We start from the raw sequence: 14,270 nt of genomic DNA on the forward strand, positions 1-14,270 counted from the left end.
CTTTACTTCATCAGTTTTTGAAGCGTTGCTACTAACTCTTCCACTGTCTCTTCTTTTCCCTGACGGATATCCTCTGCCACACAGGTCCGGATATGATTGCCAAGCAGCACTTTACTAAAGCTGTTCAACGCCGCATTAACTGCTGAGACCTGGATCAGAATGTCCGTACAATACGTATCACTTTCTACCATTTTTTTGATTCCCCGCACCTGACCTTCAATCCTGTTCAGACGATGGATCAAATCTTTATATTCTTTTTCTGTGCGTTCTTTTGTCTTTGTTGTATGACAGCACTCTCTTTTTTCTTCCATTTCTTTCACCTCATTTCATACACGCATTATATACCCTTATGGGGTATATTTCAAGTAAAATTTTATAGCAATTTTTTTCTTTCCGCATTATAATAATTTTACATTGTTTTCAATCATCAAAATAAAACAGCCGGGGAAAGAACCATTTCTGATTCCTTCCCCGGCTATTTTCTTTTCATATTATTCATAGTCTTTCACAAGAAACATCGGCTTGATCGCCATGACCTCATCGTATTCTTCCTGCTCAAGCTCCACACTGGAATTCATTGCTTTCAAATCCTGCTTCAGCAATTCCAGAGCTTCTGCCACAGACCGTGTCCGTTCTTCTGCAATAATATCAATCATTCTTCGAAGTACTGCCGGATGTGCATAACACGCCGGAAGAGGAAACTTCGGATATTCTGCAATGTAGCGATACATCGCTTCTATCGCCTTCTTCAGCCTGTCTTCCACATACCGCCTGTTATTGCGGGCAGTAGGAAGAACATTCGCACTGGAGAAGAAAAAGATGGCGGCCAGTCCGAACAACAGAAAATAAATTCCGAATCCCGCTTTTGTGACCAGCGCATAAATCCCGTAAACCAGTGCCGCAATCCCCATCAGGGTAATGAAAAGCGCTGCCCATTTATAAGCAGGATTGCTCTTATCATAGGTTCTTTTTCTCTTCGCACAGCTGCTCAGTTCCCGATATAACTCAGGTCTTTTTTCCAAAAACTGCGCACATTTTTCTAACCATTGGATTTCTTCCCGCGCATCCGAAAAAGCAATCCTTGCTTTTTTCTGTTCAAGTATCCGCTGTTTCTCCAGCAGTTTTTTTTCTGCCTGCACGCTGTGCACCGGCATCTCGGGACGGATACTTCGGATATGGTCAAGCAGTGCATCTACCTGCTCTTCTCTTTTGAAAATACACTGCTTTTCCTCTCCGCCGTCATACTGCACGACTAGATATGGAATCGTGGCAAACATTCCTTTTCCCGAAAAACCGCCTTTACTCATGGCTACTCTTTTAAATACTCTTGATACCGAGTCCAGAGCTACATAATATCTTCTGTCAAAGTAAAAGCTGTTCAGATAAAGAGCCTTTTGACCCACTCCACAGGGGCCGAATCTCCTGCAGTTCTTTTTATCCGCTTCCAGCTCCCGCTCTTCTATTTTCTGTCTGCCCAACTGCTTTGGTTTCCATATCATCTCGTGTCAGTCCTTTCTGTTTGTGTTTTATGAAAACACTTTATTTTGCTGCTTTCGCAGGTTTTCTCGTTGCATACAGGAAAATGGCAAGGAATCCTGCTGCCAGAATGATACCTGCCGGATACGCAACAGCTGTTCCCAGTCCCAGACATTCTTTCGCATAGAAGAAATATGTCATGGAGACTGCACTCATAAAGGTAGCCGGAACTGCTGTCAGCCAGTAATTCTTCTTCTCACGGAACAGATACATACTTGCTGTCCAGAGAACGATCATTGCCAGTGTCTGGTTGGTCCAGCTGAAATATCTCCAGACGATCGTATAATCCAGATGTCCGATAATAGCACCTGCACCTAACAACGGAACACAAAGCAACAAACGTTTGCTGTATTTGGACTGCTCGATCTTAAACCAGTCCGCCAATACCAGTCTTGCACTTCTAAATGCCGTATCTCCGGATGTGATCGGGCATACGATAACACCGATCATCGCCAGTGCAACTCCGATTCCTCCCATTGTCTTTGAGCAGACATCATAAATCGCTGCTGACTGGCCATTTGCAAGAATCGCGCTTAATCCTGTACTCAGACCGCCTGTCACTTCATACAATGCGCATCCTGCAGCAGCCCAGATCAGTGCGATCACACCTTCCGCCACCATAGCTCCATAAAATACAAAATGTCCCTGACGCTCTGATTTCATACAACGTGCCATCAGCGGTGACTGTGTAGAATGGAATCCGGAAATCGCTCCGCAGGCAACTGTGATAAACATAACGCTCCAGATCGGCGCACCGTCCGGATGCATACTGGAGAAGTTATTCCAGATTTCCGGGATCACAAACTCGGAATGTGTAAAGATTCCAATGATAACTCCTACCGCCATGATGATCAGGCAGATTCCGAATACCGGGTAAATCCGTCCGATGATCTTATCAATAGAAATAAATGTTGCGATAAAATAGTATGCCAGAATGATCCAGAGCCAGAATTCTGTACTGGCAAGAATTCCGCCGATTCCGCCCTCCTTGAACAATGTCACGATCAGACCTGCAGGTCCGACTGCAAACACAGTTCCTACCATAACCAGCAGAACCACACTGAATACACGCATCACATTTTTCATTGCATTTCCAAGGTAAATACCACAAACCTCTGAAATTGATGTACCATTATTTCTTTCAGAAAGCATACCTGAAAAGTAATCATGGACACCGCCTGCAAAAATCGTACCAAATGTGATCCATAAAAATACGATCGGTCCCCACAGGGCTCCCTGCATGGCACCAAAAATCGGTCCCAGGCCTGCAATGTTTAAAAGCTGCACTAAAAAGAGCTTCCACTGCGGCATTACCACGTAATCCACACCGTCATTGATTTTGACAGCAGGCGTCTCCCTGTCATCCGGTGCAAATGTGTTTTCTACGATCTTCCCGTAGACAAAATAGCCTCCGATCAACAGAAGCAGACATAGAAAGAAACTAATCATAGAAATCCCCCTCCTTCTCTTTAGAGAATTTTAATAAATTTATTTTTCTTTTATAATTATATGTTTATTTTAAACAATTTTCAATAGTTTCCTTCTACTTTTTATTACATTTTTTACATTTTCAAACCCGGAATTTTTTCTTAATTTCCCGAACGAACGATTTTCCACGAAAAACTACGATTCCGGCCAGCAACAGAATGCTGATTCCTGTACAAAGTAAAGACGGATACCGGATCCGGACTGCCCCTGCTGCCAGAAGAATTCCCGGAATACATCCAAAGGCGCCGATCTGAACAAGATAAAACAAGTATTCGTTTTCCTCCAGCCTGCACACCCTTGCGACCACTGTCATTGCTGCAAGAATGACCAGCGATGCAAGCGGGAGTACAAAATCCACTGCCCATCCATGCCATCCGGTAAAAACGTCCCACAAAAGCCCCGCTGCCGATATGAGCAGAAGCTGCCACATTCCATTTTTCAGAAGGTTCCTGCGCTTTTTATAGCCTACCATTACAAACAGCCAGGTACAAAGTACTCCCCCGCTCACAAAGCCTGCCCACAAAAATCCGGAAGGAAGCATCAGATTGACCACCCAGCTGATCACAACCGCAGCAATACACAAAAACGTAAAAATCTGCATACTCTTCTGCATCAGTCCCAGCTTCTTTTCCTGATATCCGGGGAAGTCATTCTCTTGTTCTGTAACGTGAATCCCTTCCTCTTTTAAGATCCGCAGAAAATTCCGCTGGATATTATGACTCAGTATTTTCGAGGTGATCCCTACTCTCATTTTATCCCCGTAAGAGCAGGAGCACATCTGCAGTTTGTCCGTACTTGTAAAAAATCCAAACGAATCCACATAGGTCTCAAACACATCCGGAAGCTGGATTTTTCCGATATTGGAATAAATCGCGGAAATACTTCTCCCGCCAAGCGTCGTTCCAGCCAGCAAAAACAGGTTTTTAATCTCCAGAGGCACGGCCCGAAGCAGAGGATTTTTTTCCAGACGGACAAGCCGGTTCATATTGTCTGCAATCCGCTCTTTTACAAGTTCTGTTCGAAAGACATGCTGCAGATTCTGCAAAACTTCCTCAAATCTCGTATTTTCTTCAAACACCTGACCAGCTTCAATCCAACCAAAAAAGTTCGTCATGGAATAGGAGGGAAAATAATTTCTCAGATTCACCGGCACCATCAGAGTGACCGGCTTTTTCATCTGACTTCTCGGCATCTCCTCGTGAATCGCACAAAGCAGTGCGGCAGAGAGAAATACCGTGACTGACACCCCGTATGATTTTGCCTTTCTGTATACTTCTTTCGCGGAAAGAACCACCTCTAAAACAGACATCTCCTCCTGCTCCAGCCTTTCCCCCTTCAGCTGGAATGCAGGTCTGCTCTTTTTGACACTGCCATAATCTGATTTTGAATAATACTGCGAAAAGCTGTCTTCTTCGTGATCACTGGCTGTGGAAATCTCTTCTTCTGAAACAGGCGGAAACTCCACCTGTGGATAGCAAATCATCAGGTAATTCCGCACCAGTTCTTTTAAAAAATTCAGCGCTCCCGTCCCATCAGTCAGACAATGAAACACTTCCAGATTTATTTTCTTTTTATAATAAGAAACCTCAAACAGAAAGCTTTTCTGATCAGGCACATACAGTCCGCTGCAGGGCGGCCGATCTTCTGCCTTGACTTTTGGTTTTAAATTCCGCTGCTCCATATAGAACCAGAACAGCCCTTTCCTGAGAACCGAACAATACAGCGGATACTTTTCCAGCGTACATTCCACTGCTTTTTGCAGAACTTCCTCTATGACATCCTCTTTCAGTTCACAATACAGCCGGAATACCCTGGTATCTTTCTTCCCGGTTGCTGCCGGAAATGCCTGTGCTGCATTATCCAGCTTTCTCCACTGTGAACGTTTCTTTTTCTGCATCGTTACCCCTCCCGTAAAAAATGGTCAATATACGCAAAACTCTCTTCCACATGAAGTCTTGAAACTCCAAGTGCAAAATACCCGTGAAATGCCCCTGCGATTCGATAGCATGTCACCTTATTTCCGGCTTCTTTCAGTCTTTTGGCATAATCCTCGCCCTCATCTCTAAGCGGATCAAACTCTGCACTCAGCACCAGCGTTTCCGGCATATTTGTCAAATCTTCTGCAAGAACAGGCGCCACATACGGACTTTTTAAATCCTCCTGCTTCCCGATATAAAGCTGCAGATAGTCATGCATCTTTCCTCTGGTAAGCAGATATCCTTCTCCGTTCTCCCGAATCGAATCATATGCAGAATCCAGTGTGTAGCAGTTGTTTACTGCCGGGTAGACCAAAATTTGCTTATGAATTGAAAATTCCCCGCGGTCTCTTGCCAGCAGACACAACGCCGCCGCCAGATTTCCTCCGGAGCTGTCTCCCATAACAGAAATCTGTCCCGGCTCAATCTTTGGAAAGATTTTCCCCTGATACAGTGCCCTTGCAGCCAGATAACAATCCTCAAGCCCTGCCGGAAACGGATACTCCGGTGCCAGGCGATATTCTACAGATATGATGGTCTTGTCAACAGATTTTGATAGCATACTGCAGATTCTGTCATATGTTTCTACACTCTCTGTAGACCATCCTCCTCCATGGATAAAAAAAATCGCGGAGGAAATCTCTTCTTTCTGCCTTTTTGTCTCTTCTGATGGGAAATATAATCTCAAAGGAATCTTCCCACACTCTGTTTTTATCACAATATCTTCTTTCTCCACCCAGAGATGAAGCGGATCTAATTTTTTTAGATTTGCCAGTTTTCTGGCTGTATTTATCTCAATATTCTGGTTTGAAAATGCTGCCAGAACTGTCTGTATTACCTGATTCATAAATTGCCATTCTCCGTTACTGTATGAACAGTCACTATTCTCCTGTTGTATTTCTGAACTTTTATTATAGCACAGAAAAAGGCGAATGCCATCCTGACTTTCGCCATGGACTGCATCCGCCGTCATTTTTTCTGACCAGTACAACGAATACTAAGTTTCTGCTATGTTGTACTAGATACAAGCTTACTCTCCGAGAAAATAATGTCCGTATGCATCTGCCGCCTTGATCGCATCTGCCACTTTCTTCGGTGTCACTTCAAACGGCATATTGTGCAGAGTATCTGTCTCGGCACAGGCTGCCTCTGCCACTTTCATCAACTGTTCTTCCGTAATCTTACCTGCTCCCAGCTGTTCCAGTGTAACCGGAAGTCCACATTCGATGCAGAAGTCGATCACCTGCTGCAGCTCTTCTGACGGAATGTTCTCAAGCACCAGCTGCGTGATCGTTCCAAATGCCACTTTCTCTCCATGGTACATATGATGACATTCTTCGAGTACTGTCAGACCATTGTGAATCGCATGTGCTCCTGCAAGACCACCACTTTCAAAGCCAATTCCGGACAGCAGTGTATTTGCCTCGATCACTTTTTCCACTGCTTCTGTACAGGCATCTGCTTCCAGTGCAAGCTTCGCCTTCACGCCTTCCTCCATCAGCGTATCAAAACACAATTTTGCAAGAGCCATAGCTGCCCCGGTAATCTTTCCGCCTGCACAGGATGCGGCATCTGATCTCTGACATGCTCTTGCTTCAAAATAAGTTGCAAGAGCATCTCCCATTCCGGCAACGGTAAGGCGAACCGGTGATTCTGCAATAATCTCTGTATCCATCATGACCATATCCGGATTGGACGGCAGGAACAAATACTCCTCAAACACACCTTCTTCTGTATAAATTACAGAAAGTGCGCTGCACGGTGCATCTGTAGATGCGATCGTCGGACAGATCAGAACCGGCGTCTTTTCATAATATGCCACTGCCTTTGCAGTATCAAAAATCTTACCTCCGCCGATACCGATCACAACATCACACGCTTCTTTTTTCACGATTTCTCCAAGACGTTTGATTTCTTTTTTACTGCATTCACCATTGAAGTAATCAAAAACATATCCACATTCTTTTCCTTCAAAACTTTTCTCCACCATTGCTCCGATTCGCTTGTATCCCCCCTTGCTGATTAGGATCAGAGCCTTCTTTCCATAATTCTGAGCATATTCTCCCAGTTTTTTCATCTCTCCTGCGCCCTGCACATATTTTCCCGGGCTGATCAATACCTTTGCCATTGTCAATTCCTCCTGTCATCATTTGCTGTAATTCTTTTGTTAATATTTTATCACTAAATGCAGTGGAACGGCTACTGTTTTTTTATATTTTTCTGTTGCCAGTATATCACTATGCCCAAATAATTTTATTCCATTCGGTATTTGAATGAACTATAATGATGATATGAATGATTTTGTGGTTATCAGATGAAAATCGGAAAGCCGATTCAATAGATTTCAGTTTCTCTGTGAGCAATTCCGTGGAAAGTTGACCCACAAATAACATGATTTGATTTTTCAGAAAAGGAGACAACTTATGAACATTCGCCTACTGATCCCAGAGGATTATCCTGTGATTGATTCTTATATGCAGGAGCTTCACGACCTTCATGTTCAGGGACGCCCTGATTTATTTATTCCTGCAAGTCACACTTATTCAGAAGCCGACTTCCGTGAAATAACAACCGACGGCAATCACATAGCTCTTGCAATGACAGACGACCATTTTATCGTCGGTTTTATCATTGCCGCGCTCCGGACCAAAAGCAATATGGTGACCGGAACACTCATCGCATATGTAGATGATATGTTTGTACACCCTTCTTACCGTGGTCAGAAAATCGCAACGACTCTTTTTCATAAAATGGAACGAAGAGCAAAAAAACTCGGAGCCACAAGAATCGATCTGATGGTATGGGAATTCAATGAATCTGCACAGAAATTATACCGATCACTGGGTATGATCCCTCAGAGGTATATTTTAGAAAAATTACTGTAATCAGGAGTCAATCACTCCTGATACAAAAACTTTACAGACTCATATATTTCGGAAAAATCAATCTCACATTCCCCCTGGAATATTCCCACAGGTACACGATTTTCAAATCCATAGACAACCGGAAGTTCTTCATTTTCCAGATCATACACTACAACTTTTTTCTTATCCGGGTCGATAAGCCAGTATTCCCTGACTCCCGCTGCCGCATATTTGCTATGTTTGATATTCATATCAATTTTTCTTGTAGCAGGGGACAAGATTTCCATAATCAGATCCGGAGCTCCATACACATGTGTCGGAACTATTTTCTCACGGTCACATACCACCAAAACGTCCGGCTGTACCATTGTCTTTTCATCACAATCAAGCTGTACATCTACCGGTGCAGAAAAAACCATGCATGCTCCCTTCTTTTGGCTGATGAAAGCATGAAACCGTACACTGATTTCCAAGCTGATCTTCTGATGAATAATTGTAGGCGCAGACATATCATAGATCACACCATCAATCAACTCTACTCGTCTTTCATCCGGAAGTTGATAGTAATCCTCAAGAGTACACTCTCGACTTTTTTTTGATATTCCATATTCCATCTTCGATTCGCACACATAAGAAAAGCCCCTATCAGAGTCTCTTTTATTCTCAAATACAGATTCTATTTGTTTCAGTATATCCTGGCTGAATACTTCCTCATTGTCATGGAAAATCTTTTGCACCGTTTCCAAAGAGACTCCTGATAGCTCCGATAGCTGCTCACAACTATAGCCAAACTGCTGTCTTTTTCGCCTCATTTGTTCGACTGTCACATGATCACCTCATTTCATAGATTCCAACAAGTTTTATTATTTTCATTATACTGATAAAACAGAAAAAGCTCAATCGTTTCTAAATTGTAAATGCCAACAACATAATCCCGTAAGATTTCAGCGATATTTCTCCAGATATTCCCGGACCTTACGCACCGTCTTCGGGCTTTTCCCACCGGAATTCATCCCGATCACAACACCATCTTTTTCAGTCACCGCAGGAAAATAAAAATCACACAGGGATTTGTCATCTGCAGTATTTACCAAAATCTTACGCATTCTGCACGCACTTACGATTTTTTGATTCAGCTCTCGGTCATCGGTCGCAGTCAGCACAATGTCTGCCCCATTCAAAAAATCAGATGTATCTTTCAGATCTTCTTCCAAAACTTTTCGAGAACTCCACACTGCCTGGGGCACTTCCTTTTTTTCCTCTTCTTTCAGAATGTCCTTCATTTCATCACAGATCTCAGGCGCTGTCACCTCAATGTGCTCTGCAAATTTTAACAGCGTACGCACCCTTCTTGCCGCAATTTCCCCCCCGCCGATCACAAGAATCCTCTTTGTCGAAATATCCACAAACATCGGAAAATAATATCCGCCCATGCTCTTCTCTCCCTCGTCACTTCTTTTCATCCATCATATACAACAACGCATTGCAGATACATGCTGCGATATTGCTTCCGCCTTTTCGTCCTCTTGCCACGATATACGGTGTGTCGTTCAGTGACAGGATCAGTTCTTTTGACTGTACCACATTGACAAACCCCACCGGCACTCCAATGATCAGCTCGGGTTTTAATCTTCCTTCCTGAATCATCTCATACAACCGGATCAGCGCAGTCGGCGCATTGCCAATGGCAAAGATCAGTTTTTTATCCAGCTTGGCCGCACGCTCCATGCTGGCAACCGCGCGCGTTGTTCCCTGTTCTTTTGCCATGTTTGCAGTCTCTTCGTCAGACATAAAACAGCACACTTCGCCTCCGTACTGTGCCAGTTTTTTCTTGTTGATCCCTGATTTTCCCATCTGCGTATCGGTCACGATCCACGCTCCGTCACGGATTGCATCCATTGCCCTTTGAACTGCGTCTTCTGAAAATTTCAGACTCTTTGCATACTCAAAATCTGCGCTTGTATGAATACAGCGCTTTACGATCGGTTCTGTTCCCGGAATCAGACTGACCTCTCCCAGCTCTTCTGTAATGATCTCAAAACTTCTTTTTTCAATATCCTGCGGCAATACATTTTCCAACTCTGTCTTCATCTTTCTGTTCTCCTTCTCACTTGATCCTGGTCCCGATCCCGCACTGTACCCGATCTACCCGATCTGCACAGGCTGCAAGATTTGTACAGATTCTTCCCACAGCTTCTCTGTACTGTCTTTCAAACGCATCCACAGGAACCAGTCCGTATCCGACTTCCGCAGTCACTACGATCAGCTCAGGATTTTCCTGTAAAATCTGCTCTGCCAGATCCGTTGCATGCTCTGCTTTGTTTTCCCGGATCCAGCGCCTTACAAATTCTTCAAAATGAACAATTCCCGAACAGGAAAAAATGTCTTTCAGGTCGCAGGATGCCCCGTCACTCCACACAAGGTTTGGATATACCTGTTTTGCATAGTCTGTTTTCCCCTGATAAGCTCCTCCGATTACCATTTTCATCCCTTTTTCACCTCCACCGGTATTCCATAAACAACTTCTGTCACCTGATCTGCCATTTTTGCCATCCGGCAGTTGATCGTTCCCAGTACGCTTAAGTATTCCTGCATTTCTTCGTCAGCCGGAGGCAGATCACAAAACACTTCATTTGTGACTGCCACAAGTCCCCGGCAGCGTTTTTCTAATTCCCGAATTCCTTCAAGAACGGCTTCCCTGGTCCGTTCTTTTGCGCCTGTATCCAAATACAACTCATTTGCGGTCAGATTCGACATACATTCCAGAAGTACACAGATTCCCTCTTCTGCCGCATCCGCGCGAAAACCCGGCTCGGTCTGAACCATCTTCTTAAGGTCTGTAAAACATTCCAACGTCTCAAATCCTTTTCCATTTCGCATCTGTCTGTGGCGCAGGATCTTTTGTTCTGTCTCTTTCCCATAAGGGACCATGGTTGCAATATAATACAGATGACGGGAATTTGTCTTTTTTTTGAGCATACAAATCTGTTCTTCTGCATATGCGGATTTCCCGCTCCCACTTCCGCCTGTCACTACGTGAAACATTTCAGTCTCCTTTCACATCTGCATACCGGTATTCCAGTGCTCCGGTTGCCGGAATCTGACTCACTCCTGTGATATCCGGCCGAATCAGATTACAGCTTTTCATAGAAAACAAAGGAATGATATAAAACTGCTCTCCCACTGCCCACTGCTCTGCCTCATGAAGCAGTGCATTTCGTTTTACAGGATCTGTTTCCACATCCGAGGCTTCTACCAGACGATCGTATTTTTCATCCCGGACTCCACTGCAGTTATACGTTCCATTTGACAAAAGCATGGATAAGTAGGTGTACGGATCTGCAAAATCTGCCGTCCAGTTCATCCGGCAAAGATCAAAGTTCCCGGCTCTTCTGGTCGCATAATTGGTCTGTAATTCCTGCGCCTCCAGCTTGATCTCTATATTCAGATTCTGCTTGAGCTGCTCCTGGATCACCTGGGCCGTATCTGCATCTAATTCCAGAGACGGATATTTGTAGGTCAAAACAGGAAATCCTTTCCCATCCGGATACCCCGCCTGAGAGAGCAGCTCTCTTGCCTTTTCCACATTTTCCTCAAATGGAGGATCTGCCTCTTCCACAAAATACTCTCCGGTCGTATTATTTTTCATACGCTTTGCCACGAAATTCACAGTCGACTCTGTGTCTTCTCCTACCATCTTACAAAGATCCTCCCGGTTGATGGCAAGATTGATCGCCTCCCGCACACGCACATCATCCAGAGGCTTCACATCCAGATTCGGATAAATATAGCGCGTCGCGATATTGTCTGTCACTACCAGATCGTCTTTCCCCTGATACAGTTCCATGACGACAGAAGGAAGGGAGACTGCCACATCGACCTCTTTGGTCTCATAAGCACTTAACATTGCCTGCTGTTCTTCAAAAAAGCGATAGGTGATCCGCTCCAGATGCACCGCATCTGCATTCCAGTAACGCTCATTCTTTTTCAGGACAAAATATTGCTCGGGTACATATTTTTCCAGATAAAACGGTCCGTTTGACAGACTGGTCTCTGGATTTTTATCCCATCCGCTGCCTGTCTCTTTCGCATATTTACTGCAGGACGGTGTGTAGACCGGAAGACGCAAAAGCTCCAGAAAATACACACACGGCTTACTCAAATGAAAAATCAGAGTATTTTTATCCGGTGTTTCAACACCAAGGCTCTCCATATCAGCCGTTCCTTCATAAATTTCCTCTGCGTGTTCAATAGGAAACAGATAGTTCGCATATCCACTTCCACTTTTAGGACCCAGTGCCCGCACGATGGTATTTTTAAAGTCGGCCGAAGTCACCGGTGTTCCATCCGACCAGCAGGCCCCTTCTCTTAAATGAAATGTCCATTCTGTAGAATCCTCATTCACCTCATAGGACTGTGCCGCCCGGTATTCGATTTCTCCATTTTCATCAAATGTCAGCAGTTCGTCCAGTGCTGTGACCGAATAGGAAAGATAGGTCAGTGCAATATTTCCCGCCGGATCCATCCCTCCTGTTTCACTGTTTACTGCAATCGTAATTTCTTTTTTTGTACGTGCTTCTGTCTTCTTCTGATCCGAAGCATTGCACCCTGTTATCATGCCTGCCAGAATGCAGATACACATGGCAATCGCTGTCATTTTTTTCTTCATGCTCTTCTCCATTCTCTTCTGTTCTCAAATCTGAGAAGTCATATGGTAATCCTTTGCACGCTTTTTGGTATGCGCTTCCGAATACAAAAAGCACCGCACTTCTCTTTCACCAAACCGATAGTTTCCAGGTTTTTCTTTGTGGCAGCACTCCATTGCATACCGGCATCTCGGTGCATATGGACAGCCGTTTTCTGTATCCTGAGAATGATTTCTCGTTTCCTTCAGGATCAGTCGTTTCTGTCTGGCTGCTTTCTTCGGATCAAGCGGCAGCATTGCCCGCAGCAGTTCTTTTGTATACGGATGCCACGGCTCCTCGTAAATCTCCGCAGTCAATCCCTGCTCTACCATACTTCCAAGATACATAACTCCCATCCTCTGGCTGATCCGTCTGACTACCTGCAGATCATGGGAAATAAACAAATAGGACAGCTGTGTCTTTCTCTGAATCTCTTCCAGAAGCTCCAGAAGCTGAGACTGCGTAAGGATGTCCTGCGAAGAAAACGATTCGTCACAGATTAAAAGCTCCGGATTTAAAAGTAATGCCCTTGCCACTGCAATTCTCTGACGCTGCCCTCCGGAAAGAGCCGCTGTCGTTTTTCTGACGTCGATTTTTTCCATCTGAACCAGTCCGAGCATTTCTGCCACACGTTTTTCCCGCTCCTTTTTGGAGCCTTTTTTCTGAATCACCAGAGGCTCCTCCAGGATCCGTTCCAGTGAAAATTCCGGATCAAAGGATGCCGATGTCTCCTGAAAGATCATCTGGATCTTCCCTTCACAGGAAAAACTGCCGCAGCTCGGAGGAATAATCCCTGTCAGCATTCTTGCAAGAGTCGTCTTCCCGGATCCGCTCTCTCCTACCAATCCAAAGGTCTCACCCTTATGAATCTCAAAAGACAGCGGTTCCACCGCTTCCAGAGATCTGGATTTTCCAAACAGGGAATTTTTTACAAAGCTTCTTCCCAGTCCCTGTGTCCTTAAAATAACTTCTCCGGTCCTTTTTTTCTCCGGCACCTGATAAAGCTTTCTTGCCATGTCCGAGAGTTTTTTCGTATAAGGATGTACCGGTTCATAAAAAATCTGCTCCATACTTCCCTCTTCTACGATCCGCCCCTCTTTCATCACCAGCACCCTGCTGCACATGGAGGCGATCACACCCAGATCATGGCTGACCAGTACGATGGCTGTATGCGTCTCTTCTGCAATTTTTTTCAACAGATCGAGGATCTGTCTCTGTACGGTCACATCCAGCGCTGTGGTCGGCTCATCCGCAATGATCAGATCCGGATTACATGCAAGTGCGATCGCGATTGCCACCCTCTGCTTCATTCCGCCGGAAAGCTCAAACGGATACTGCTTCATTCTCTGCCCGGGATTTTGAATTCCCACTTCATCCAGAAGTGTTTCCGCCCGCTCTCTGGCTTCTTTTCCGGTACACCTCTGATGTGCCAAAATGGTCTCTGTGAGCTGCTTTCCCACACGGACCAGCGGATTTAAAGATGCCGAAGCATCCTGAAAGATCATTGCTTTTGTCCCGTGCTGCTTCAATTTTTCGCTGGTGATCTGTACCTGTTCCGGCAAAATCCCCATCAATGACAGCATCGCCGTGCTTTTCCCTGCACCGGAAGCCCCTGCGATCCCAAGCAGTTCTCCGGATTCTACCTGAAAAGATACCTTGCATGCCGGATTGGTGCTTCCCGGATACTGTACAGTCAGATTTTCTACTTCTAACAGCTTCAT

General features: G+C 44.8%; 14 protein-coding genes. 1 reads left to right on the forward strand and 13 read right to left on the reverse strand.

Annotation, left to right across the window (positions count from 1 at the left end; all coding sequences use genetic code 11):
- Window positions 1–2: 2 nt before the first annotated feature.
- The 6 genes from FXV78_RS00095 to FXV78_RS00120 form a co-directional block, all read right to left on the reverse strand.
- Window positions 3–311 carry a metal-sensing transcriptional repressor gene (locus tag FXV78_RS00095; protein WP_004844281.1) on the reverse strand — a complete coding sequence of 103 codons (309 nt, stop codon included), beginning with the start codon at window positions 309–311 and terminating at the stop codon, window positions 3–5.
- Window positions 312–491: 180 nt separating this feature from the next.
- Window positions 492–1,499 carry a hypothetical protein gene (locus FXV78_RS00100; protein WP_064786008.1) on the reverse strand — a complete coding sequence of 336 codons (1,008 nt, stop codon included), beginning with the start codon at window positions 1,497–1,499 and terminating at the stop codon, window positions 492–494.
- A gap of 40 nt (window positions 1,500–1,539) precedes the next feature.
- The gene (locus FXV78_RS00105; protein WP_004844284.1) at window positions 1,540–2,985 is read right to left on the reverse strand and encodes a carbon starvation CstA family protein; all 1,446 of its coding nucleotides are present in this window, start codon (window positions 2,983–2,985) and stop codon (window positions 1,540–1,542) included.
- Window positions 2,986–3,106: 121 nt separating this feature from the next.
- Window positions 3,107–4,921, reverse strand: coding sequence for a DUF6320 domain-containing protein (locus FXV78_RS00110; RefSeq protein WP_004844285.1), 1,815 nt, complete (start codon window positions 4,919–4,921; stop codon window positions 3,107–3,109).
- 2 nt (window positions 4,922–4,923) lie between these two features.
- On the reverse strand, window positions 4,924–5,847 hold the full coding sequence (locus FXV78_RS00115; protein ID WP_226972089.1) for an alpha/beta hydrolase: 924 nt from the start codon (window positions 5,845–5,847) through the stop codon (window positions 4,924–4,926).
- 183 nt (window positions 5,848–6,030) lie between these two features.
- Window positions 6,031–7,128 carry a glycerol dehydrogenase gene (locus tag FXV78_RS00120; RefSeq protein ID WP_004844289.1) on the reverse strand — a complete coding sequence of 366 codons (1,098 nt, stop codon included), beginning with the start codon at window positions 7,126–7,128 and terminating at the stop codon, window positions 6,031–6,033.
- 295 nt (window positions 7,129–7,423) lie between these two features.
- On the opposite strand from FXV78_RS00120, the gene FXV78_RS00125 reads away from it, so the two are divergent.
- Window positions 7,424–7,885 (forward strand): GNAT family N-acetyltransferase, encoded by a 462-nt coding sequence (locus FXV78_RS00125; RefSeq protein ID WP_004844291.1) that lies wholly within the window; start codon window positions 7,424–7,426, stop codon window positions 7,883–7,885.
- 11 nt (window positions 7,886–7,896) lie between these two features.
- Here FXV78_RS00125 and FXV78_RS00130 read toward each other — a convergent pair whose 3' ends face one another.
- From FXV78_RS00130 to FXV78_RS00160, 7 genes are all read right to left on the reverse strand, one after another.
- The gene (locus tag FXV78_RS00130) at window positions 7,897–8,691 is read right to left on the reverse strand and encodes a Uma2 family endonuclease (RefSeq protein ID WP_039960053.1); all 795 of its coding nucleotides are present in this window, start codon (window positions 8,689–8,691) and stop codon (window positions 7,897–7,899) included.
- Between the two features lie 117 nt (window positions 8,692–8,808).
- The gene (locus tag FXV78_RS00135) at window positions 8,809–9,297 is read right to left on the reverse strand and encodes a precorrin-2 dehydrogenase/sirohydrochlorin ferrochelatase family protein (protein WP_039960054.1); all 489 of its coding nucleotides are present in this window, start codon (window positions 9,295–9,297) and stop codon (window positions 8,809–8,811) included.
- Between the two features lie 16 nt (window positions 9,298–9,313).
- Window positions 9,314–9,955: a precorrin-8X methylmutase gene (locus FXV78_RS00140; protein WP_004844294.1), complete on the reverse strand. Its 642-nt coding sequence runs from the start codon at window positions 9,953–9,955 to the stop codon at window positions 9,314–9,316.
- A 16-nt stretch (window positions 9,956–9,971) separates the two neighbouring features.
- Window positions 9,972–10,352, reverse strand: coding sequence for a bifunctional adenosylcobinamide kinase/adenosylcobinamide-phosphate guanylyltransferase (locus FXV78_RS00145; RefSeq protein WP_004844295.1), 381 nt, complete (start codon window positions 10,350–10,352; stop codon window positions 9,972–9,974).
- Complete coding sequence (locus FXV78_RS00150; protein WP_064786022.1) at window positions 10,349–10,909, reverse strand: bifunctional adenosylcobinamide kinase/adenosylcobinamide-phosphate guanylyltransferase; 561 nt, start codon at window positions 10,907–10,909, stop codon at window positions 10,349–10,351. The genes FXV78_RS00145 and FXV78_RS00150 overlap by 4 nt, the downstream gene beginning before the upstream one ends.
- Window position 10,910: 1 nt before the next feature.
- Window positions 10,911–12,533, reverse strand: a complete 1,623-nt coding sequence (locus FXV78_RS00155) for a peptide ABC transporter substrate-binding protein (protein WP_233447389.1) — start codon at window positions 12,531–12,533, stop codon at window positions 10,911–10,913.
- Window positions 12,534–12,557: 24 nt separating this feature from the next.
- Complete coding sequence (locus tag FXV78_RS00160) at window positions 12,558–14,270, reverse strand: ABC transporter ATP-binding protein (RefSeq protein ID WP_004844298.1); 1,713 nt, start codon at window positions 14,268–14,270, stop codon at window positions 12,558–12,560.

This window comes from Mediterraneibacter gnavus ATCC 29149, from assembly GCF_008121495.1.
In the GTDB taxonomy this organism is placed as follows: Bacteria; Bacillota; Clostridia; order Lachnospirales; family Lachnospiraceae; genus Mediterraneibacter; species Mediterraneibacter gnavus.

Excerpts from the sequence above, each read along its gene's own strand:
- FXV78_RS00095 (WP_004844281.1), bottom strand. The coding sequence starts at position 311 with ATGGAAGAAAAAAGAGAGTGCTGTCATACAACAAAGACAAAAGAACGC.
- FXV78_RS00100 (WP_064786008.1), bottom strand. The coding sequence starts at position 1,499 with ATGATATGGAAACCAAAGCAGTTGGGCAGACAGAAAATAGAAGAGCGG.
- FXV78_RS00105 (WP_004844284.1), bottom strand. The coding sequence starts at position 2,985 with ATGATTAGTTTCTTTCTATGTCTGCTTCTGTTGATCGGAGGCTATTTT.
- FXV78_RS00110 (WP_004844285.1), bottom strand. The coding sequence starts at position 4,921 with ATGCAGAAAAAGAAACGTTCACAGTGGAGAAAGCTGGATAATGCAGCA.
- FXV78_RS00115 (WP_226972089.1), bottom strand. The coding sequence starts at position 5,847 with ATGAATCAGGTAATACAGACAGTTCTGGCAGCATTTTCAAACCAGAAT.
- FXV78_RS00120 (WP_004844289.1), bottom strand. The coding sequence starts at position 7,128 with ATGGCAAAGGTATTGATCAGCCCGGGAAAATATGTGCAGGGCGCAGGA.
- FXV78_RS00125 (WP_004844291.1), top strand. The coding sequence starts at position 7,424 with ATGAACATTCGCCTACTGATCCCAGAGGATTATCCTGTGATTGATTCT.
- FXV78_RS00135 (WP_039960054.1), bottom strand. The coding sequence starts at position 9,297 with ATGGGCGGATATTATTTTCCGATGTTTGTGGATATTTCGACAAAGAGG.
- FXV78_RS00140 (WP_004844294.1), bottom strand. The coding sequence starts at position 9,955 with ATGAAGACAGAGTTGGAAAATGTATTGCCGCAGGATATTGAAAAAAGA.
- FXV78_RS00145 (WP_004844295.1), bottom strand. The coding sequence starts at position 10,352 with ATGAAAATGGTAATCGGAGGAGCTTATCAGGGGAAAACAGACTATGCA.
- FXV78_RS00150 (WP_064786022.1), bottom strand. The coding sequence starts at position 10,909 with ATGTTTCACGTAGTGACAGGCGGAAGTGGGAGCGGGAAATCCGCATAT.
- FXV78_RS00155 (WP_233447389.1), bottom strand. The coding sequence starts at position 12,533 with ATGAAGAAAAAAATGACAGCGATTGCCATGTGTATCTGCATTCTGGCA.
- FXV78_RS00160 (WP_004844298.1), bottom strand. The coding sequence starts at position 14,270 with ATGAAGCTGTTAGAAGTAGAAAATCTGACTGTACAGTATCCGGGAAGC.